The organism is Pseudomonas sp. MOIL14HWK12:I1 (assembly GCF_000510705.1).
GTDB lineage: Bacteria > Pseudomonadota > Gammaproteobacteria > Pseudomonadales > Pseudomonadaceae > Chryseomonas > Chryseomonas oryzihabitans.
In genome coordinates this window covers 43,154-63,505 of record NZ_AZNY01000009.1, presented here as the reverse complement: position 1 = coordinate 63,505, position 20,352 = coordinate 43,154, and the positions used below count along the sequence as shown (strand labels likewise).

The window sequence follows — 20,352 nt, the reverse complement described above, 5'->3', positions numbered from 1 at the left end:
AGGTATCAGGCGGCGCGAATGCCCGGGAGCGAGGTGCGGGCACGACTGCGTCTGGGGCGTCGCGGGCCGGTCGGGCCATAGACGGCCGCCGGTTCCGGGAACAGCAGGAGCAGCAGCAGATAGAGCAGGGCGGCGCTGCCCAGGGCCAGCGGCAGGCTCAGGTCGATGCCGCCCGCCAGCTCACCGAGGGGCCCGACGAACTGACCGGGCAGATTGACGAAGGCGAGGCCGAGCAGGGCGCTGGGAATCCAGGCGCCCATGCCGCGCCAGTTCCAGCCATGGTGGAACCAGTAGCGGCCACCCTGCTCGCCCCGGGTGAACACCTGCAGATCGTCCGGGCAATAGAAGCCGCGGCGGACCACCAGCCCAAGGATCATGATCACCATCCAGGGGCTGGTGCAGGTCACGATCAGCACGGCAAAGGTGGAGACGCTCTGCACCAGGTTGAAGCTGAAGCGCCCGATGAAGATGAAGGCGATGGCCGCCAGCCCGATCAGCAGGGTCGCCCGTACCCGGGTCAGCAGCCGGGGTAGCACGCTGGAGAGATCCAGGCCGGTGCCATAGAGCGCGGTGGTGCCGGTGGACAGGCCGCCGATGATCGCCAGCAGGCATACCGGCAGGAAGTACCAGGTAGGCGCGATGGCCAGCAGGCCGCCCACATAGTTGTTTTGCGCGATGTAGTCGGGTGCCCTGGTCGCCACCAGCGAGGCGGTGGCCAGGCCGAACAGGAAGGGGATCAGGGTGGCGGCCTGGGCCGCGATCACCGCCAGCAGGATGCGCAGGCGGGGCGTCTGCCGCGGAATGTAGCGCGACCAGTCGCCGAGAAAGGCGCCAAAGGACACCGGATTACTCATGGCCACCAGGGCCGCGCCTATGAACGCTGCCCAGAAGCCCGGCTGACCCGCTTGCAGGGTGCCGGCGTAACCGGCGTCGAAGCTGCCGGCGAAGGCCGGGATGCCGAGCAGGAATAGCAGGCTGGCACTGACCACGGCGATCTTGTTGACCCACAGCATGAAGCGAAAGCCATAGAGGCACACCGTCAGCACCAGCACGGCGAACAGCCCGTAGGCCAGCCCCAGGCTGAGCGCGTTTTCCGGCAGTCCGACCAGGCGCTGGGCACCGCCCACCAGGGCATCGCCGGAACTCCAGACCGACAGCGAAAAGAAGGCGATGGCGGTCAGCAGCGAGAGAAAGGAGCCGACGATACGGCCGTGGACGCCGAAATGGGCACCGGAGGAGACGGCGTTGTTGGTGCCGTTGAGCGCGCCGAACAGCCCCATGGGCGCGAGGATCAGGGCGCCACACAGGACCCCGCTCGCAATGGCCAGCACCCCGGCCTGGAAGGATAGGCCGAACAGGATCGGAAAGCTGCCGAGCACGGCGGTGGCGAAGGTGTTGGCCCCGCCGAAGATCAGGCGGAACAGGTCGAAGGGGGTGGCATGGCGTTCGTGGTCGGGAATCTGCTCGACGCCAAAGGTTTCGATACGGGTGATGCCGTCATGATGGTCCATGGATGACGCCTCGACACGGTTATACGCAGGCCGGACCCGCGTTCTTGTTGTCGGCGGACCAGGCGATCCGCCGGTGTTCGGCAGCGAAAAGACAGCGGGTGGGCGACCGTCATGGCGGGTCGCCGCACCTTGGAGCGTCAGCGGTAGGCGACCCCCGGCAGCACGCAGAGCATCTCGTAGAGCAGGTTGGCACCGAGCAGCGCGGTATTGCCGGTGGTGTCATAGGGCGGCGAGACCTCGACCAGGTCGCAGCCCACCAGCTCGAGGCCACGGCAGCCGCGGATGATCTCCAGCGCCTGGATGGTGGTCAGGCCGCCGATCTCCGGCGTGCCGGTCCCTGGCGCCCAGGCCGGGTCGATGCTGTCGATGTCATAGGACAGATACACCGGTCCGCCCCCGACCCGCTCGCGCACCTCGGCCATCAGCGGCGTCAGCGATCTGTGCCAGCATTCCTCGGCCTGCACCACCCGAAAGCCCTGCTCGCGGCACCAGTCGAAATCGTCGGCGGCGTAGCCCTGGGCGCGCAGGCCGATCTGCACGACCCGGTCGCAGTCGAGCAGGCCTTCCTCCACCGCGCGGCGGAAGGTGGTGCCATGGGCGATCTTCTCGCCGAACATGTGCTCGTTGACGTCGGCGTGGGCATCCACGTGCACCAGGCCGATCTTGCCGTACTTCTTCTTCATGGCGCGCAGGATCGGCAGGGTCAGGGTGTGATCGCCGCCCAGGGTGAGGGGGATGACATCGTGCTCTAGCACCTGGTCGTAATGCGCCTCGATCAGGCGCACCGTATCGAGCAGATTGAAGGTATTGATGGCCACATCGCCCAGGTCGGCGACACTCAGGGAATCGAAGGGCGCCGCGCCGGTGGCCATGTTGTAGGGCCGGATCATCACCGATTCGCTGCGCAGCTGGCGCGGACCGAAGCGGGTGCCGGAGCGCAGCGAGGTGCCGATGTCCAGCGGGATGCCGATGAAGGCGGCATCGAGGCCTTGAGGGGAGGCGAGGTGGGGCAGTCGCAGCATGCTGGCGATGCCGCCGAAACGGGGCATCTCGTTGCCGCCCAGCGGCTGGTGCAGGATCTTTTCCACGGGTCATCCTCGTCGTAGTGATGTCCCGATTGTGCAAAGCCGATGGCGGCTGAAGAATCGGCCCGGACAAAAAATCACTTCAGAGATTTCTGAACTAATGGCTAGACTGCCGGGCTGCGTCCACCGGAGTCCGCCATGGCCAATGCCCTCCACGACATCCGCCTGCTCAAGCTGTTCGCCTGCGTGGTTCGCCACCAGGGATTCGCCGCGGCGCAGCAGGAATTGAACCTGTCCACCTCGGCCATCAGCACCTACATGAGCCAGCTGGAGGGTCAGCTCGGCGTCACCCTCTGTCATCGAGGCCGGGGCGGTTTCGCCCTGACCAGCAAGGGTGAACTCTTCCATCAGGAAACCCTGCGCATCCTGGGCGAGATCGATGGCTTCGAACGCTATGCCACCACCCTCAGGGGCGAACTGAGCGGCACCCTCAACCTCGGCGTGCTGGATTCGCTGTCCAGCGAACCGGCATTGCCGCTGGCTCAGGTGATCGGCCGCTATACCCATGACTATCCCGGCGTGCATCTGCACCTGGCCGTGACCAGCCCCTATGAATTGCAGCTCGGCGTCCTGGAAGGACGGCTGGATCTCGCCGTGGGCGCCTTTTCCGCGCGGATGAACGGGGTGGTCTACCAGCCGCTGTATCGCGAGCAGCACTGGCTGTATTGCAGCGATCGGCATCCACTGTTCCAGGAGCGGCGCATCCCGGCCGAGATGATCACCCGCCAGCGGATGGTACGACGCGGCTACTGGAGTCAGGCGGAGCTGGCTCGCCATGGCTTCAAGGAAAGCGCCGCCACCGTGGAAAGCATGGAAGCGCAGTTGATCCTCATCCTCTCGGGTGCCTATATCGGCTATCTCCCAGAGCACTATGTCCACGCCTGGGTCGACCAGGGGCGGCTCAAGGCCCTGCAACCGGCCACCTTCGGCTATCAGGCGCCGTTCTCCCTCATCAGCCGTCGAGGGCGCGGAAAGGAGCCGCTTATCCAGAGTTTTCAGCGCATCCTTAAAGCCCAGATGCAACATGCCGATAGCTAGTATGACGATAACCAAATGGTTACCGTCGGCGCCTGTGACGGCAGTTGGCCACCATTGAACTGGTTGATGTCGCACGGAGTAGATAACCCGCTAGATAAGGCACCCGCATGCGCACGAATTTGCCGGTCACCCAGCAAGGCCGTACCTTCAAGGAAGAAGAACGACTCATCTCCACCACTGACCTGCAGGGGAACATCACCTACTGCAACGAGGCCTTCATCGCCATCAGTGGCTATACCCGGGAGGAGCTGATCGGCAGTCCGCACAATCTGGTGCGTCATCCCGACATGCCGCCGCCGGTGTTCGGCCACATGTGGGCGACCCTCAAGGAAGGCAAGCCGTGGATGGGCATCGTCAAGAATCGCTGCAAGAACGGTGATTTCTACTGGGTGAGCGCCTATGTCACCCCGATCCTCGAGCAGGGTCGGGTGATCGGTTACGAATCCGTGCGTTCGCTGCCCAGCGCCAGCGAAGTCCGTCGCGCCGGCGAACTCTATGCCCGCATCAATGCCGGCAAGGCGCCCGTACCCATGACTCGCCGCCTGGGCAGCGCCATCGCCGCCTGCTGGTCGACGGTGGCAGCCACTGGCGTCATCCTCGGCGGCCACTTCCTGCTTGATGACACGGCTCAGGCGGTCCTCATCGTCGCGGCGCTGCTGGGTATCAGTGGCCATCAGCTGTATCGCCAACGCGCCAGCATCGAGCGCATCCTCGCCGATCATCCGAAGATGTTTTCCAGTGCTGTGGTCGCCCCGACCTACAGCGACCAGTGCGGCGCCCCGGCGCGCCTGGACCTGGCGCTGCACAGCGAAGCCGCGCGACTGCAGACGGCCCTGACCCGCCTGGCCGATGTCGGCGACAGCGTGCGCCTGAAGGCCCGCGAATCCTCCCAACTGGCCCAGTCCGAGGCCGAATTGCTGGATCAGCAGCGCCATGAGACCGACCAGTCCGCCGCTGCCATCACCCAGATGACTTCCACCATCCACGAGGTCTCGCAGAACGTCCAGGAGACCGCCCAGGCCGCCGCCAATGCCGAGAGTCTGGTGCATTCCGGGCGGGACAAGGCCGAAGAGAGCCTGACCTCCATGCGCGAACTCGGCGCGGCGGTCAGCGACATCGGTCAGGCCGTTGGCGAGCTGGCCAACTCGACCCAGAGCATCGGCAGCGTCGCCGACGTTATCACCGCTATCGCCGAACAGACCAACCTGCTGGCGCTCAACGCCGCCATCGAGGCCGCCCGCGCCGGCGAGGCTGGCCGTGGTTTCGCTGTGGTGGCCGACGAGGTCCGCTCGCTGGCTTCGCGCACCCGCGAATCCACCGAACAGATCCACCAGATCATCTCCAATCTGCAGGCCAATGCCGACCGCGCCGTGGCCACCGCCAGTCGTGGCGAAGAGACCTCGCGCCAGAGCGAACGCCACTCGGCAGCGGTGCGCGAATCCCTGGAAGGCATCAGTGCCTCGGTCAGCCTCATCACCGCCATGAGCCAGCAAATGGCGACCGCGGTGGAAGAGCAGAGTCACGTGTCCGAGGACATCAACCGCCAGATCAGCCGCATCGCCGATCTCTCCGATCACAGCTCGGCCCAGGCCCGTCGCGGCTCGGAACTGAGTCGCGAACTGGAAGGCATGGCCGACTACCTGCACGATCTCACCGCGCGCTTCAATCGCTAGGGCGGAGCAGGGCGGCGGCGATCCGGTATGATCGCCGCCCCGATTCGCTCCGGAAGCCCTGATGTCCCGTCCCGCCTGCGCCCGCTGCCAGCGTCCCCTGTCGCTCTGCCTGTGCGCGCTGATTCCTGCCCTGGCCAATCGCACCCGGGTGCTGCTGCTGCAGCATCCCAGCGAGCGGCGCCATCCGCTCAACACGGCGCGCCTGGCCGCCCTGGGGCTCGACAATGCGCAGCTGGAGATTGGCGAGACCTTTCCCGACCTGCCGCTCTGGCTCGCCGATCATGACGCCTGGCTGCTGTTTCCCGGACCCGAGGCGGTCACGGTCGATCTGTTGCCGCCTGCTGCCGTGACCAAAGCGCCACGGCTGCTGGTGATTCCCGACGGCACCTGGCGCAAGGCGCGCTTGCTGCTGCACGCCAATCCGCTGCTGGCGGCCCTGCCCAGGCTTACCCTGCCGCCTGGCGCACCCTCGCGCTACCGGGTGCGCAAGGCCCCGGCGCCGGATGCGCTGTCGACCATGGAGGCCGTGGTCGCGGCGTTGAATGCGCTGGAGGCGCCGCGCCGCTTCGATGCCTTGCTGGCACCCTTCGAGGCGCTGATCGACGGCCAGATCGCCGCCATGGGGCCGGAAACCTTTGCACGCAATCATGGCGGCGCAGAGCCGCGCGACTGAGGGAATTACCCGGGTGCCGGACCACTCTACCTAGAGAGAGTCAGCAGAGGAGTCACCCCATGTCCCGCTTCCCGATCCGCCAGCACGACGAATTCGCCAGCCTTGCCATGCCCCGTGCTGGCGGTGAACCCGATCAGCCCGATCCGGCGCCCATCCAGCCCAGCGAGCCGGGCGAGCCCACCGTCCCCGATCAGGCACCGCCGACCCCCATGGCCAGAGCCGCCTGAGCGCCGCTGCGTTTCCCATGAAAAAAGGGCGATCATCACTGATCGCCCTTTTTTCATGCCGGTCGCGCGGCTAGCGCCGGGTCTTCTGCCGGAGCAGGTAGACCGTCACCGCCGCGCAGCTGGTGAAGGCCGCTACCCGTGCCCAGACGTAGGGCACCAGCCAGCAGGAAAAGCCCACGCTGATCCACATGGCGACGATGGCGTAGACCTTGCCCTTGAGCGGGATGCCTTCGCCTTCCAGATAGGGCTTGACCCAGGGCCCCAGCCATTTGTGGTTGATCAGCCACAGATAGAAGCGCTCCGAACTGCGCATGAAGCAGGCCGCGGCCAGGAGCAGGAAGGGCGTGGTGGGCAGCAAGGGCAGAAAGGCGCCGATGATGCCCAGGGCCACGCTGAGCCAGCCGAGGCCCAGCAGCAGGTAGCGGACCCAGCCCTTGCGCTGGCGGGGTCTGGGGGTGGCCTCGTCCATCGCTCAGTGACGCGGCTTGAGCAGCGCCGGCTTTTCTTCGGGGGAATGGCAGAGCAGGAACAGCTGGGTCAGCAATTCCGGGATCTGCACCATCATGTCGGCGACCAGGCGACGGTCCTGGGCGATCTCGGAGAACTCCGGCTGTTCGTCGAACAGACCCGAACCCACCATGATCGGCAGCAGCAGCTCGCTGACCTCGTCTTCGGCGTCTTCGAACCACACGGCTTCGCGCAGGAACACGCCTTCCATGAAGCCGATGCACCAGCCGCGCAGTTCGGAGTCGTCCGGCTCGGGGCCGAGATCCAGGTCGCAGGGCAGGTCCAGCTCTTCGTCACTGCCCAGCACGCGCAGGATATGCGCCTTGAGCTGCACCAGGGAGCGCTCGATCTCCTCCTGCTGGGCGGCGTCGCGATACTGCGGCGGCTCGGCGAAGAGGGCGTCGATCCACTCGCGTTCGGGAACCTCTTCCGGGCAGATGGACAGGGCGGTCAGGTAGCCATGGGCGGCTACGTAGTCGAGCGCTTCTTCGTGCAGATCGTCTGCATCGAGAAAATCGCGCAGACGGGTCAATTGTTCGGCGAAGGACATCGGCTACTTACCTCGGAAAGGATTCGAAAGGGCAGAACGGCCGGAATTGTAGACGAGCGCCCCGGTCACGTCGAACCTGACGGCCCGGCGCCGGCCGACGGAAAAGCACCGCCGCAGCGACCTCGGCATCCGTATAATGGCCGTTCCATTCGAGGAGGCTTCATGTCAGAACCTGCGCTGCGCATCCTTAAAGACGTCTTTGGCTACGACGCGTTCCGTGGCAACCAGGCCCGGATCATCGAGCGCGTGGCCAGCGGTGGCGATGCGCTGGTGCTGATGCCCACGGGCGGCGGCAAGTCCCTGTGCTACCAGGTGCCGGCCCTGCTGCGGCCCGGCGTGGCCGTGGTGGTCTCGCCGCTGATCGCGCTGATGGACGACCAGGTCGCCACCCTGCTGGAACTGGGCGTGTCGGCGACCGCGCTCAACTCCACCATGACCGGCGAACAGCAAAGAGCCGTCGCTGCGCAGCTGGAGCGCGGCGAGATCAAGCTGCTTTATCTCGCACCCGAGCGCCTGGTCCAGCCGCGCATGCTGGATTTCCTCAAGCGCCTGCCGATCGCCCTGTTCGCCATCGACGAAGCCCACTGCGTGTCCCAGTGGGGCCATGACTTCCGCCCGGAATACATGCAGCTCGGTCAGCTGGCCGAACACTTTCCCGGCGTGCCGCGCCTGGCGCTCACCGCCACCGCGGATTCCCGTACCCGCGAAGAGATGGCCAGCCGCCTGCACCTGGAGCAGGCCGAGCGCTTTCTCTCCAGCTTCGACCGACCCAACATCTTCTATCGCATCGTGCCCAAGGAGTCGCCACGCAAGCAGCTGCTGGCCTTTCTGGCCGAGCGTCGCGGCGATGCCGGCATCGTCTACTGCATGTCGCGCAAGAAGGTGGAGGAGGTGGCCGAGCAGCTCAGCAACCAGGGTTTTCCGGCCTTGCCCTATCACGCCGGCCTGCCCAATGACGTGCGCGCCGCCAACCAGAAGCGTTTCCTCAACGAGGAAGGGCTGATCATGGTCGCCACCATCGCCTTCGGCATGGGCATCGACAAGCCCAACGTGCGCTTCGTTGCCCACCTCGATCTGCCCAAGAGCCTGGAAGCCTACTACCAGGAAACCGGGCGTGCCGGCCGTGACGGCCTGCCGGCCGACGCCTGGATGGCCTACGGCCTGCAGGACGTGCTGCTGCTGCGGCAAATGATGCAGAACTCCGAAGGCGACGAGCGCCACAAACGCATCGAGCGGCACAAGCTCGAAGCCATGCTGGCATTGTGCGAAGAAACCCGCTGCCGGCGCCAGGTGCTGTTGGCCTATTTCGACGAGCACCTGCCCCAGCCCTGCGGCCATTGCGACAACTGCATCGACACCGTGGAGACCTGGGACGCCACCGAACCGGCGCGCCAGGCGCTGTCGGCCATCTACCGCAGCGGTCAGCGCTATGGGGTAGGGCACCTGGTCGACATCCTGCTCGGTCGGGAAACCGAAAAGATCGTGAGCCTCGGCCATCAGCGCCTGGCCGTGTTCGGCCTGGGCAAGGCCCGCGGCGAAGACGAATGGCGCACCCTGTTCCGCCAGCTGGTCGCCCGTGGCCTGGCCGAGGTGGATGTCGACGGGTTCGGCGGCCTGCGCCTGACCGAAAGCTGCCGCCCCCTGCTGCGCGGCGAAGTGCGCATCGAATTGCGCCGTGATCCCAAGCCCCAGCGCGGGCGGGGCAGCAGTGGCAGTGGTTCGGCCAGTGCCGCCAGCCAGTTGGTGCGCGCCGACGAACGCGAACTCTGGGAGGTCTTGCGCACCCTGAGACGCAAGCTGGCCGAGGAGCACTCGGTACCGCCCTATGTGATCTTCCCCGACGCCACCCTGCTGGAGATGCTGCGCAGCCAGCCGCGCTCGCTGGACGAGATGAGCCGGGTCAGCGGCGTGGGCGCGCGCAAGCTGGAGCGCTATGGCCAGGCCTTTCTCGACGCGCTCAATGACGGCGACGCCGCGCCCGCGCCGGTCGCCGACGTGCGCCACGAGGTGCTGACCCTGGTACGCGCCGGGATGACGCCCGAGCAGGCGGCGCGCCAGCTCAATTGCTCGGAAAAGAATGTCTATGCACTATTGGCCGAGGCCATCGCCGGGCAGCAGATCGCCCTGGAGCAGGCCCTGGACCTGCCAGAGGATCTGCTGGCGGAAATCCAGGATGCCTTCCTCGAAGATGAGGGCGAATTGCCGCCGGTAGCCCAGGTCGCCGCGCGCTTCGAAGGGCGGGTGGCGGCGGGTGCGCTGTACTGCGTGCGGGCAGCCCTGCAGGCGGAATTGGCGGACTAGCGAGGCGCGGCGGTTGCCCCGCCATGCCGGTAAACAGAATAATGAGAAAATCCAAGTACAAGGTTTAGCCTGAATGACCCCTACCGATCCACACCTGTTTGGCCGCCAGATCTTCCACGTGTCCCGTGCCTGGCGCGCCGAGCTCGACCGGCGCCTGAGTCATCTGGGGCTGTCTCAGGCGCGTTGGCAGGTATTGCTGAACCTGGCGCGGATGAAGGGCGTCCAGCCCACCCAGCGTGAGCTCGCCCAGAGCATCAGCATCGAGGGGCCGACCCTGGCACGGCTGCTGGACGGTCTGGAAAAGCAGGGGCTGGTCAAGCGCCTGGCGGTCACCGAGGACCGGCGTGCCAAGCGCATCATGCTGACCCAGGAGGCCGGTCCGCTGATCGAGAAGATCGAGACCATCGCCGAAGCCCTGCGCAAGGAGCTGCTCAGCGGCCTGGACGACGAAGAGATCGCCATCTGCCAACAGGTCCACCAGCGCGTCCTGGCCAATCTCGAGCGCGGTTGACTGCCGTCTGGCGGCTTGCCCCTCGCGGGTAGCGCCCCCCGCCATCAACACCCACTTCGGCCGAGGCGTCTGGGTCGCCTATCGCGCCCAGTCGCCTTCGCGGTGGGCTTTTCGGCGCGTGCGGCCATCGGTTTGCCGTCTGTCGGTATCGATGCTACGTTCCAGCGTAGCGGAGGCGATTTTTGTGAGCCACCGCGCTAAAACACCGGTTTACTCGAATACCTGACGCAGCGGTATCCATGGTCGCGAAACGCCGTCCCCTTGCCTTTGTCATCCTGTCGGCCGCCGCGCTGACCACTCTTCCTCAAGCGGCGTTCGCGCTCGGCCTGGGGGGCATCACCCTGCAGTCCGCTCTGAACGAGCCCCTGCGCGCGCGGATAGAGCTGGTCAATATCGGCGATGCCGATGCCGGGGACTTCCGCATCCATCTGGCGGCGAACGAGGCGTTCGCCCAGGCTGGCGTGGACCGCACCCAGTTCCTCGATGACCTGGTGTTCACCCCGCACCTGCGCACGGCGGCCGGCAGCTACATCGAGGTCACCTCGCGCCGCTCGCTGGTCGAGCCCTATCTCGGCTTCATCGTCCAGCTGGAACAGCCAGGCGGCAAGCAGCTGCGCGAATTCACCCTGCTGGTGGATCCCCCGCGCAGCGGTGGCGCCCCTACCAGCGTCGCCAGTACGGCGCCGGCGCGGGTCCAGGCTGCACCCGCGCGCGCCGCCGCTGCGGCCCCCGCCACGGGCTCGATGGCTCGACAAGCCGTTTCGGCGCCGCGCCAGGGGCTGGCACCTTCGCCGGATCTGGCTGCCGGGGAAGGCGTCTACCAGACGCGTCCCAAGGACACCCTCTGGAGCATCTCCAAGCGCCTGGGGCCCATGGCGAACCGGTCGGCGGAGCAGCTCATGGCCGATCTGTTCGCGCTCAATCCGGCGTCCTTCGCCAACAACGATCCCGGGCGACTCAAGGCCGGGCAGCGCCTGCGGCTACCGGTGGGGGTCAGCGAGCCTGCGCCGCGGCAACCCGTGGTGGCCAAGACCGCCCCATCGCCGGCGCCCACCCCGGTGCCCGCGGCACCGGTCGCCGCCGCGCCGGTGCTGGCACCTGCACCCGCGGCCTCGGCAGCCGCACCAGCGCCCGTCGCGGCCCCAGCCCCGGCAAGCGAAGGGGCGGCGCCACCCGTAACGGCGCCGCAGCCCGCCGCAAGCCCTGCCGAGGACACCAAGCCGCTGCTGGTGACCCAGGACCTGGGTCGGCAGGTCGGCGATCTGGAGGGTCAGCTCACCCAGCTGCAGGAGCGCTACGACGCGCTGCTGGCGCAGAAAGAGGCGATGATCGAACAGCTTCAGCAGGACCGCGACGGTCTGCAGCAGCAATTGAAGCAGGCGCGTTCGGTGGCCCTGGCCGCGCCGACGCCGGTGGCCGCCCCCGCGGCACCTGCAACGCCAGCGCCGCAGGCGGCACCCGTTGCGGATTCCACGTCCGGCAGCGCCGACGAAGGCCTGCTGTCCCTGCGCTCGCTGTTGCTGGCTGGCGCCGCGGCCATTCTGGCCCTGGCCGGGGTGCTCTGGTGGCGTCGGCGGCAGGCCGAAGAGGCTGCTGTCGACGTGGAGGACGAGGTCGAGCAGCTCGACAGGGCGGAGCCCCTGCCCGAGCCCGTCCTGGCCGCTACCCAGCCGGTGCCTGCCAAGGCCAGGCCGGGGACCGTCGCCAGCCCGGCGCCGGTCGACGATCATGCCGGTCGTGCGGAGATCTACATCGCCTATGGCCGTTACGGCCAGGCGCGAGAAGTGCTGGAAAGCGGTCTCGCCGAAGACGATCGGCGGCAGGATCTGCGGCTGCTGCTGCTCCGGGTACTGGCCACCCTGGGCGAGGCCCAGGCGTTCCGGCAGCACGAACAGCGCTTTCTCGCGCTGGGCGGCGTGGCGGCGAGCCTGACAGTGCTGCATGCCCAGTTTCCCGGGATGTCCGCCGAACCGGTGGACCCCCTGCTGGAAGATGATCTGGACCTCGACCTGCCGGCGTTCGATGCGCCAGCGAGCGAGTGGTCGGCGGAATTGCGATTCGCCGAGCCGGCGACGCCTGCCCCGGTGACCGAAGAGCACTATGACCTGGATCTGGCCGACCTCAGTCTCGATGAGGCCATTGCCCTGACCGAGGAGCTGGATGCCGATTCCGGGTGGAAGCAGGTCGATGCCCTGGAGGTCAGCCTCGAGGACGACTTCCCCGAAGGCCTGGGCGAGTTGCCGGCGGTCATGGAACTGGACCTGAGTCTCGACGAGCACTTCATGGCCGACACCATCGCCCGGCGGTTCGCCGAGGCCGAGGCCTGTCTCGACCAGGGCGACGTCCAGCACGCGACCTCGTTGCTGCAGGAGATCGTCAGCGAGGGCAGCGACAGTCAGCGCGAGCGGGCCGAGATCCTGCTGTCCCGCATCGCCTGATCAGAAGCTGTTGCCCAGGTTGATGTAGAAGGCGTGCTCGCCCTGGTCGCTCAGGCCATAGGTGAACTTGAGCGGCCCCAGTGGCGTATCCAGGCCGAGGAACAGGCTGGCTGCGCTGATGTTGCCGCTGTCGTAGTCGTCGTCGCGGTTCCAGATCCGCCCCTGCTCCAGGCTGCCACCCAGGTACACCGGGGTGTCCAGCGGGAACAGCGAGCGCTGCGTGAGCTGGTGGTAATAGATCAGTCGCGCCAGACCGTAGTTCTGCCCGGACAGGGCGTCCTGCCGATAGCCCGAGAGCTGCCAGGCTCCGCCCAGCAGGAAGCTGCTGGTCACCACATTGGTGTCGCTGTCGGTCGACAGGGTGCGGCCCAGGCCGCCACCCAGCACGAAGGTGTTGTAGCCGTAGCTGAGCGCCTTGTTCAGGTGCAGATCCAGCTGCCGATAGCGCGAATCCGAGCCCAGGCTCGGATCGAATTGCTTGAGCGTCAAGGCCAGATCCTGGCCCTCCCGCGGGAAGTTCACGTCGTCCAGATCGTCCAGCGAATAGCGCAATTCGTAGAAGCCTTCGGTAAAGGATTCCTCGGGTGTCTCTCGCGGGCCGACATGCACCTTGGTGCTGCCCCAGTCGTGGCCGATGCCCAGGCGTATCTCGGCCTTGTTGCCGATCTGCCGCCCTACGTTCAGGCCGAAGCCATAGCGTTCGCGGCGGTATTCGGCGATGGGGTCGTTGCGTTCCAGCTGCTCGATGTTGCGCGCCTCGCCGCCGATATAGGGGGCGATGAAATAGCGTGAGCCGACGTCCAGCGGCTGGTAGAACTCGCTGTAGAGCTCCTGGTGCTCCCCGATCTGCACCCGCGTCAGCCATTCGCCACCCAGGCGATTGAGGCCATTGATGCGATAGCTGGCACCGAAGTTGAAGGCGCTGTCGCCTCGCAGGTCATCCGACAGATTCAGACCCAGCCGCAGGAAGTCCGTGCCGCTGCGCTTGCCGCGGGCGTAGATCACCAGCACGTTGTCACCGGGGCCATCCCGGCGGATGCGGTATTCCACCTGGTCGAAGTAGTCCAGGCCATAGAGGGTGCTCATGTCATCCTGCAGGCGCTCCACGTTAAGGGGTTCGCCCAGGCGCTGGCGGATGTAGTGGCGGATGACCTCGTCCTCGACCTTGGAATCGTTTTCGATGCGGATGGCGTCGATGACCGGGGTGCGGCTGCTGGGTGCACGCGCGGCCGCCACCGCGGTGGTGCGTTCGTTCTTCGCGTCCTTGCGCAGCACCGCGAGCTCGCCGGCCATGGCCATCGTCGCCCGGTAGCCCGCATCGATCAGCGCCTTGACCTCGCTGAAGTCGGCGCTGGTATAGCTGGCCAGCGGCGGCTGGATCAGCAGGTCCTGCTTGCCCAGGGTCGCCAGTTGCGCCTGGGAGTTGTTGCGGGTCATCAGGGTGGTGGACTGATTGAGCACGTCCAGCACCGTGGTCAGGTCCTTGCGCTTGAGCAGCGGGGTGCCGATGTCGACCACCACCACCCGCTGCGCGCCCATGTCCCGCGCCACGTCGATGGGGATGTTGTCGACCATGCCGCCGTCCACCAGCAGCCGGCCGTCGATCTCCACCGGGGCGAACACCGCCGGAATCGACATGCTGGCGCGGATGGCCCGGGGCAGGTGGCCGTGGTCGAACACCACCTTCTCGCCGGTGGTGATGTCCGTGGCCACGGCGCGGAAGGGGATGGCCAACTGGTTGAAATCCCGGGTGTCGCTGGTATGCACGAACAGCTTTTCCAGCATCATCCCCAGGTTCTGGCCCTGGATCACCCCGATCGGCAGGCCCAGGGTGCCATCGTCGCGAAAGCTCAGCTTCTGCTTGATCAGGAAATCGCGGTCGTCCTGCTTGCGCCTGAAGGGCACGTCCTTGCGTGGCGGCTGGTCGGAGAGCACCTGGCCCCAATCCATGTCCAGCGCGATGCGTTCCAGTTCCTCAGCGCTGTAGCCGGCGGCATAGAGACCACCGATCACCGCGCCCATGCTGGTGCCGGCGATGGCGTCGACCTGGATGCCCTGTTCCTCCAGCGCCTTGAGCACGCCGATATGCGCCAGCCCCCGGGCCGCGCCGCCGGACAGCACCAGTCCCACCTTGGGCGGTGGCGCACCCCAGGCCAGGGCGGACAGCAGAAGGCAGACTACGGGCAGCAACAGGCGCATAGGACGGACCACATGGCGGACGGGATCGAGGGCTGCGTATTATAGGGAGCCCAGGCCTTGCGAGGTGTACCGTGGCGAACGCCAAACCTGTCATCACCATCCACTACTGCACCCAGTGCCAATGGCTGCTGCGCTCGGGGTGGCTGGCTCAGGAGCTGCTCAGCACCTTTGGTACCGATCTGGGTGGGGTGACGCTGCTACCGGGAACCGGTGGCGTGTTCGAGATCGCCTGTGGCGGGGAGGTGCTCTGGGAGCGCAAGCGGGATGGCGGCTTTCCCGATGCCAGAACGCTGAAGAACCGGGTCAGGGACCTGGTGTTTCCGGAACGCGATCTTGGGCACAGCGAAGGACAGCGGCGCGAAGGCGGGGATGGCGCCCCCGAAGGGGCGTGAGATCAGGCTTCCGAGCTGACCGTATCCCGTACATCGAGGGTATTGGTGACTGGCGCTGCGGCGGGTGCGCTCACTTCGGCCGCGCGAATCTCGACGGCGTGCAGGCCCTTGGGACCCTGAACGATATTGAAGTTGACCGCCTGACCCGCCTTGAGTGTGCGGTAACCGTCCATCTGAATGGCCGAGTAATGAGCGAATAGGTCTTCATCACTGTTATCTGCAACGATGAAGCCATATCCTTTGGCGTTGTTGAACCATTTGACCTTGCCACTGAGCATATCGGCTCCCTCTGCAAAGGACTCCAAGCCTGGAGTATCATTCGACTACAGTTCCAGTGAATCCACACAGGCGCCACTACAACGGAACCCTTGGTACCTCGTCGGGTACAGGATGTTTGTAACACCCTTTCAGTCTTAGTCAAGGCAAGGCACTAGGCGGCTGAGACGTGGATCAAGCTCTTTTTTTCCTGCTATTCATCCCGTAATTCGGAATCGATCAGAATGCGTGTAATCGACCCCATCCGACTGGCGGCGGACGACAACGAACATCAGGACGGCGACAACGGTGGCCTGGCGGTGCAGGAAGCCAAACCTGCACTAAAACGGCCAGCCAGATATCGCGTTCTGATGTATAACGATGACTACACCCCGATGGAGTTCGTCGTCGAGGTGCTGGAACGCTACTTCAGCATGAACCGCGAAGCGGCTACCCAGGTGATGCTCACTGTGCATACTCAGGGAAAGGCGGTCTGCGGAACATTTACTCGCGATGTCGCTGAAACCAAGGCCATGCAAGTCAATCAATATGCGAGGGAGTGCAACCACCCGCTGCTGTGTGAAATCGAAATCGAAAGTTAGATCTGTGCTGCTTGGGCTACTGTGCTGCTTGGGCTATGAGGTGAAGCTATGTTGAATCGTGAGCTCGAAGTCACCCTGAATCTCGCCTTCAAGGAGGCGAGGACGAAGCGTCATGAATTCATGACCGTTGAGCACCTCCTGCTGGCGCTGCTGGACAACGAAGCGGCCGCCACCGTGTTGAGAGCCTGCGGCGCCAACATCGATCGCCTGCGTCGCGATCTGTTGGAATTCATAGATTCCACCACGCCCCTGATTCCACAGCAGGATGACGAGCGCGAAACGCAGCCGACGCTGGGCTTCCAGCGGGTCCTGCAGCGTGCGGTCTTCCACGTGCAGAGCTCGGGCAAGCGCGAAGTGACCGGGGCCAACGTCCTGGTCGCCATCTTCAGCGAACAGGAAAGCCAGGCGGTGTTCCTGCTCAAGCAGCAGAGCGTGGCGCGGATCGACGTGGTCAACTTCATCGCCCACGGCATCTCCAAGGTGCCCGGCGCCGCCCCTGAAGCCGAACAGGATCAGGACGCCGCCGAGGAGGAGGGTGCCGAGCCCAGTTCCTCCAACAATCCGCTCGAAGCCTACGCCAGCAACCTCAACGAGCAGGCGCGGCAGGGCCGCATCGATCCACTGGTCGGCCGCGAGCACGAAGTCGAGCGCGTTGCCCAGATCCTCGCCCGGCGTCGCAAGAACAATCCGCTGCTGGTGGGTGAGGCCGGGGTCGGCAAGACCGCCATCGCCGAAGGCCTGGCCAAGCGCATCGTCGACGGTCAGGTCCCCGACCTGCTGGCGGACAGCGTGGTCTACTCCCTGGACCTCGGTGCCCTGCTGGCCGGCACCAAGTACCGTGGCGACTTCGAGAAGAGATTCAAGGCGCTGCTGGCCGAGCTGAAGAAGCGGCCCCATGCCGTGCTCTTCATCGACGAGATCCACACCATCATCGGTGCCGGCGCGGCCTCGGGCGGGGTGATGGATGCCTCCAACCTGCTCAAGCCGCTGCTGTCCTCCGGCGAGATCCGCTGCATCGGCTCCACCACCTTCCAGGAATTCCGCGGCATCTTCGAAAAGGACCGGGCACTGGCTCGGCGCTTCCAGAAGGTCGACGTGGTCGAGCCCTCGGTAGACGACACCTACGGCATCCTGCGCGGCCTTAAGGGGCGCTTCGAGCAGCATCACCACATCGAGTACACCGATGAGGCGCTGCGTGCGGCAGCCGAGCTGGCCGCCCGCTACATCAACGACCGCCACATGCCTGACAAGGCCATCGACGTCATCGACGAAGCCGGTGCCTATCAGCGCCTGCAGCCCGAGGATCGTCGCGCCGAGCGCATCGACGTGCAGCAGGTCGAGGACATCGTCGCCAAGATCGCGCGGATTCCCCCCAAGACCGTCAACAGTTCCGACAAGGAGCTGCTCCGCAACCTGGAGCGTGACCTCAAGCTGACCGTGTTCGGTCAGGACCTGGCGATCGAATCCCTGTCCACCGCCATCAAGCTGTCCCGTGCCGGTCTGAAGTCGCCTGACAAGCCGGTCGGTTCCTTCCTCTTCGCCGGTCCCACTGGCGTGGGCAAGACCGAGGTGGCGCGGCAGCTGGCCAAGGCCATGGGTGTGGAGCTGGTGCGCTTCGACATGTCCGAGTACATGGAGCGGCACACCGTGTCCCGGCTGATCGGTGCGCCTCCCGGCTACGTCGGTTTCGACCAGGGTGGTCTGCTGACCGAGGCCATCACCAAGACGCCGCACTGCGTGCTCCTGCTCGACGAGATCGAGAAGGCCCACCCCGAGGTGTTCAACCTGCTCCTGCAGGTCATGGACCATGGCACCCTGACGGACAACAATGGTCGCAAGGCCGACTTCCGCAACGTGATCCTGATCCTGACCACCAACGCCGGTGCCGAAACCGCATCCCGTGCCTCCATCGGCTTCACGCTGCAGGATCACACCTCGGATGCCATGGAAGTCATCAAGAAGAGCTTCACGCCGGAGTTCCGCAACCGTCTGGATACCATCATCCAGTTTGGCCGCCTGAGCACCGAAGTCATCAAGAGCATTGTCGACAAGTTCCTCACCGAACTGCAGGCGCAACTCGAGGACAAGCGTGTGCAGCTCGAGGTCAGCGATGCGGCCCGTGGCTGGCTGGCAGAGCGTGGCTATGACGTGCAGATGGGTGCTCGTCCCATGGCGCGCCTCATCCAGGACAAGATCAAGCGGCCGCTGGCCGAGCAGATCCTGTTCGGCGATCTGGCCGATCATGGCGGTATCGTGCACATCGATGCGGTGAACGACGAGCTGGAGTTCGAGTTCGAGACCACGGCCGAGCCTGCCTGAGGGCAGGTCGCGGTTTACAATCGCTCATGAAAAAGCCCGGCATCGCCGGGCTTTTTCATGAAAGGATTCGCTTAGCGCGCGCGGTAGGTGATCCGGCCCTTGCTCAGATCGTAAGGCGTCAGCTCCACGCGAACCTTGTCCCCCGTGAGGATGCGGATGTAGTTCTTACGCATCTTTCCGGAGATGTGCGCGGTGACGACGTGCCCATTTTCCAACTCCACGCGAAACATGGTGTTGGGCAGGGTGTCGACGACAGTACCTTCCATTTCGAAGCTGTCTTCTTTCGACATATATAGAAAAGCCCTCGGTGACAAGATAGGCCCAGAGCAGTCCGGGCGAAAAAGGCCCATATTCTGACAGAAATTCAGAAAAAGCGCTATTTCGTCAGGCCAGGGCGACCCAGCGCTGATTGACGAAGAGCTCGATGGGGCGATACTCGGTCTTATAGGACATCTTGCGACACCCTTTGATCCAGTAACCGAGATAAACCGCATCCAGACCGAGGCGCCGGGATTCCGCGATCTGCCAGAGGATGCCGAAGACGCCGAGGCTGCGCTTCTCCTCGCTGGGATCGTAGAAGGTATAGACGGCCGACATGCCGTTGGGCAGGACATCGGTGACGGCGATTCCGATCAGACGATCTTCCACCCGCATCTCATAGAAGAAGGCGTAGGGCAGGTTGCTGACCAGGAAGGTGGAGAACTGGCCGCGACTCGGCGGGAACATGTCGCCGTCGGCGTGCCGCGCGCTGATGTAGCGGGCGTACAGCTGATAGCGTTCTTCGGTGAAGCCCGGGTCGCAGCGGCTGACCTTGATGTCGAGGTTGCGCTTGAGGACGCGATTCTGCTTGCGGCTGGGGCGAAAGCGGGCGACGGGAATGCGGGCGGGGACACAGGCCTTGCAGAGCTGGCAGTGAGGGCGATAGAGGTGGTCGCCACTGCGGCGGAAGCCCAGTTCGGACAACTCCGCGTAGATCTGGCCGTTCATAGGCTGCGAGGGGTCGAGAAACAGCGTGGTCGCCTGCTCGTTGGGCAGGTAACTGCAAGCGTGAGGCTGGGTTGCGTAGAACTTGAGTCTCGCCAGCTCGGTCATGTCGAACCTCTACATAAGCCTAGCCTGAGTGTAAGTCACCCGCAGGAGGTAGGCCAGGCGGCCATGCTGGCCTGATCCAGGTATTTGGCCAGGTATTCGGCAAAGCGTTCCCGAGAGAGACAGCTCGCGCCGAGACTCTGCAGATGTGCGGTTTGCATCTGGCAGTCGATCATCACGAAGCCCCAGGCCGCCAGGTCCCGGACCAGGGTCACGAAGCCGATCTTGGAGGCGTTGTCGACGTGGCTGAACATGGATTCGCCGAAGAACAGCTTGCCCATGGCGATGCCATAGAGGCCGCCGACGAGCTGGTCGCCGTCCCAGACCTCCACGGAGTGGGCCCAGCCCTGGGTGTGCAACTGCTGGTACGCCTGACGCATCTCCGCGGTGATCCAGGTGCCGTCCGCATCGCGGCGCGGACCGGCGCAGGCCAGGATCACCCGCTTGAATGCCTGGTCGTAGGTGACCCGCAGCGGCGTCTTGCGCAGAGTCTTGGCCAGGCTGCGGGAAACGTGCAGATCCGGCGGAAAAAGCACCGTCCGCGGATCCGGCGACCACCAGAGCAGGGGCTGGCCGGCCTGGTACCAGGGAAAGCAGCCATGTCGATAGGCGCTGATCAGGCGCGCCGCACTCAGGTCGCCGCCGATGGCCAGCAGGCCGTTGGGTTCGCGTAGCGCCTGCTGCAGCGGCGGAAAGTCAGGGCTTTCGCGGGTCAGCCATTTCACCATGGTAGGGGAGGGCGCCTTCTGATGGGTGGAGCCGAAGCTGTGCCGCTTGTGCGTAACAAGCTCAAGAAATCGTCATAACTCTTTGTCAGGACAACGAAAGAATGCTCCAATGTTGTGCCTGAAGGCGGTTCCGGTACGGCCGGCCGCTATCGTGCCATGTTTCGCCGTGGGACTGTAGAAGCAGGGCCCGGGCGATCTAGAATGGCGCACTGTTTTTGATTCACGGTCACACGTTCCGTGTGCGGGAAAAGCGC

Annotated in this window: 19 protein-coding genes and 1 pseudogene; 11 read left to right on the top strand and 9 right to left on the bottom strand. The window is 65.3% G+C overall.

Annotated features, from left to right (window positions below; genetic code table 11):
* Nucleotides 1–5: 5 nt before the first annotated feature.
* On the bottom strand, nucleotides 6–1,511 hold the full coding sequence (locus PSEK12I1_RS23610; protein ID WP_028700306.1) for a cytosine permease: 1,506 nt from the start codon (nucleotides 1,509–1,511) through the stop codon (nucleotides 6–8).
* A 137-nt stretch (nucleotides 1,512–1,648) separates the two neighbouring features.
* Nucleotides 1,649–2,599: an agmatinase gene (gene speB / locus PSEK12I1_RS0107590; RefSeq protein ID WP_027601158.1), complete on the bottom strand. Its 951-nt coding sequence runs from the start codon at nucleotides 2,597–2,599 to the stop codon at nucleotides 1,649–1,651.
* A 135-nt stretch (nucleotides 2,600–2,734) separates the two neighbouring features.
* Here speB and PSEK12I1_RS0107585 point away from each other — a divergent pair, with 135 nt between their 5' ends.
* The 5 genes and pseudogenes from PSEK12I1_RS0107585 (at nucleotide 2,735) to PSEK12I1_RS24750 (ending at nucleotide 6,207) form a co-directional block, all read left to right on the top strand.
* Complete coding sequence (locus tag PSEK12I1_RS0107585; protein ID WP_027601157.1) at nucleotides 2,735–3,634, top strand: LysR family transcriptional regulator; 900 nt, start codon at nucleotides 2,735–2,737, stop codon at nucleotides 3,632–3,634.
* Between the two features lie 107 nt (nucleotides 3,635–3,741).
* Nucleotides 3,742–4,071 (top strand): annotated as a pseudogene (locus PSEK12I1_RS25270) (PAS domain-containing protein); the annotation flags it as partial.
* A 93-nt stretch (nucleotides 4,072–4,164) separates the two neighbouring features.
* Nucleotides 4,165–5,307, top strand: a complete 1,143-nt coding sequence (locus tag PSEK12I1_RS0107580; protein WP_371099716.1) for a methyl-accepting chemotaxis protein — start codon at nucleotides 4,165–4,167, stop codon at nucleotides 5,305–5,307.
* A gap of 61 nt (nucleotides 5,308–5,368) precedes the next feature.
* Nucleotides 5,369–5,980, top strand: coding sequence for a tRNA-uridine aminocarboxypropyltransferase (locus tag PSEK12I1_RS0107575; protein ID WP_027601155.1), 612 nt, complete (start codon nucleotides 5,369–5,371; stop codon nucleotides 5,978–5,980).
* 59 nt (nucleotides 5,981–6,039) lie between these two features.
* Entirely contained in the window at nucleotides 6,040–6,207 is a 168-nt protein-coding gene (locus tag PSEK12I1_RS24750) for a hypothetical protein (protein WP_007162289.1), read from the top strand.
* 70 nt (nucleotides 6,208–6,277) lie between these two features.
* Here the strand turns inward: PSEK12I1_RS24750 and PSEK12I1_RS0107565 are convergent, their stop codons facing one another.
* Together PSEK12I1_RS0107565 and PSEK12I1_RS0107560 are read right to left on the bottom strand one after the other, a co-directional pair.
* A complete protein-coding gene (locus PSEK12I1_RS0107565; RefSeq protein ID WP_007162290.1) occupies nucleotides 6,278–6,676 on the bottom strand; it encodes a YbaN family protein in 399 nt (132 codons plus the stop codon).
* 3 nt (nucleotides 6,677–6,679) lie between these two features.
* A complete protein-coding gene (locus PSEK12I1_RS0107560; RefSeq protein WP_007162291.1) occupies nucleotides 6,680–7,264 on the bottom strand; it encodes a YecA family protein in 585 nt (194 codons plus the stop codon).
* Between the two features lie 162 nt (nucleotides 7,265–7,426).
* Here PSEK12I1_RS0107560 and recQ point away from each other — a divergent pair, with 162 nt between their 5' ends.
* The 3 genes from recQ (at nucleotide 7,427) to PSEK12I1_RS0107545 (ending at nucleotide 12,514) form a co-directional block, all read left to right on the top strand.
* Nucleotides 7,427–9,565, top strand: a complete 2,139-nt coding sequence (gene recQ / locus PSEK12I1_RS0107555; protein ID WP_027601154.1) for a DNA helicase RecQ — start codon at nucleotides 7,427–7,429, stop codon at nucleotides 9,563–9,565.
* Nucleotides 9,566–9,638: 73 nt separating this feature from the next.
* The gene (locus PSEK12I1_RS0107550; RefSeq protein ID WP_007162293.1) at nucleotides 9,639–10,076 is read left to right on the top strand and encodes a MarR family transcriptional regulator; all 438 of its coding nucleotides are present in this window, start codon (nucleotides 9,639–9,641) and stop codon (nucleotides 10,074–10,076) included.
* Between the two features lie 239 nt (nucleotides 10,077–10,315).
* The gene (locus PSEK12I1_RS0107545; RefSeq protein ID WP_027601153.1) at nucleotides 10,316–12,514 is read left to right on the top strand and encodes a FimV/HubP family polar landmark protein; all 2,199 of its coding nucleotides are present in this window, start codon (nucleotides 10,316–10,318) and stop codon (nucleotides 12,512–12,514) included.
* On the opposite strand, the gene PSEK12I1_RS0107540 is transcribed toward PSEK12I1_RS0107545, so the two are convergent.
* Complete coding sequence (locus tag PSEK12I1_RS0107540; protein ID WP_027601152.1) at nucleotides 12,515–14,713, bottom strand: patatin-like phospholipase family protein; 2,199 nt, start codon at nucleotides 14,711–14,713, stop codon at nucleotides 12,515–12,517.
* 71 nt (nucleotides 14,714–14,784) lie between these two features.
* On the opposite strand from PSEK12I1_RS0107540, the gene PSEK12I1_RS0107535 reads away from it, so the two are divergent.
* Nucleotides 14,785–15,105: a SelT/SelW/SelH family protein gene (locus tag PSEK12I1_RS0107535; protein ID WP_027601151.1), complete on the top strand. Its 321-nt coding sequence runs from the start codon at nucleotides 14,785–14,787 to the stop codon at nucleotides 15,103–15,105.
* A 2-nt stretch (nucleotides 15,106–15,107) separates the two neighbouring features.
* Here PSEK12I1_RS0107535 and cspD read toward each other — a convergent pair whose 3' ends face one another.
* The gene (gene cspD / locus PSEK12I1_RS0107530; protein WP_007162297.1) at nucleotides 15,108–15,383 is read right to left on the bottom strand and encodes a cold shock domain-containing protein CspD; all 276 of its coding nucleotides are present in this window, start codon (nucleotides 15,381–15,383) and stop codon (nucleotides 15,108–15,110) included.
* A 222-nt stretch (nucleotides 15,384–15,605) separates the two neighbouring features.
* Between cspD and clpS the strand changes: the two genes are divergently transcribed.
* Both clpS and clpA read left to right on the top strand, forming a co-directional pair.
* Nucleotides 15,606–15,962, top strand: a complete 357-nt coding sequence (clpS, locus tag PSEK12I1_RS0107525; protein WP_007162298.1) for an ATP-dependent Clp protease adapter ClpS — start codon at nucleotides 15,606–15,608, stop codon at nucleotides 15,960–15,962.
* Between the two features lie 48 nt (nucleotides 15,963–16,010).
* A complete protein-coding gene (gene clpA / locus PSEK12I1_RS0107520) occupies nucleotides 16,011–18,281 on the top strand; it encodes an ATP-dependent Clp protease ATP-binding subunit ClpA (RefSeq protein ID WP_027601150.1) in 2,271 nt (756 codons plus the stop codon).
* Between the two features lie 71 nt (nucleotides 18,282–18,352).
* Here clpA and infA read toward each other — a convergent pair whose 3' ends face one another.
* The 3 genes from infA to aat all read right to left on the bottom strand — a co-directional run bounded on the left by infA (nucleotide 18,353) and on the right by aat (nucleotide 20,098).
* The gene (gene infA / locus PSEK12I1_RS0107515; protein WP_002553999.1) at nucleotides 18,353–18,571 is read right to left on the bottom strand and encodes a translation initiation factor IF-1; all 219 of its coding nucleotides are present in this window, start codon (nucleotides 18,569–18,571) and stop codon (nucleotides 18,353–18,355) included.
* A gap of 94 nt (nucleotides 18,572–18,665) precedes the next feature.
* On the bottom strand, nucleotides 18,666–19,373 hold the full coding sequence (locus tag PSEK12I1_RS0107510) for an arginyltransferase (RefSeq protein ID WP_027601149.1): 708 nt from the start codon (nucleotides 19,371–19,373) through the stop codon (nucleotides 18,666–18,668).
* A 35-nt stretch (nucleotides 19,374–19,408) separates the two neighbouring features.
* Nucleotides 19,409–20,098 (bottom strand): leucyl/phenylalanyl-tRNA--protein transferase, encoded by a 690-nt coding sequence (aat, locus tag PSEK12I1_RS0107505; protein WP_027601148.1) that lies wholly within the window; start codon nucleotides 20,096–20,098, stop codon nucleotides 19,409–19,411.
* Nucleotides 20,099–20,352: the final 254 nt, after the last annotated feature.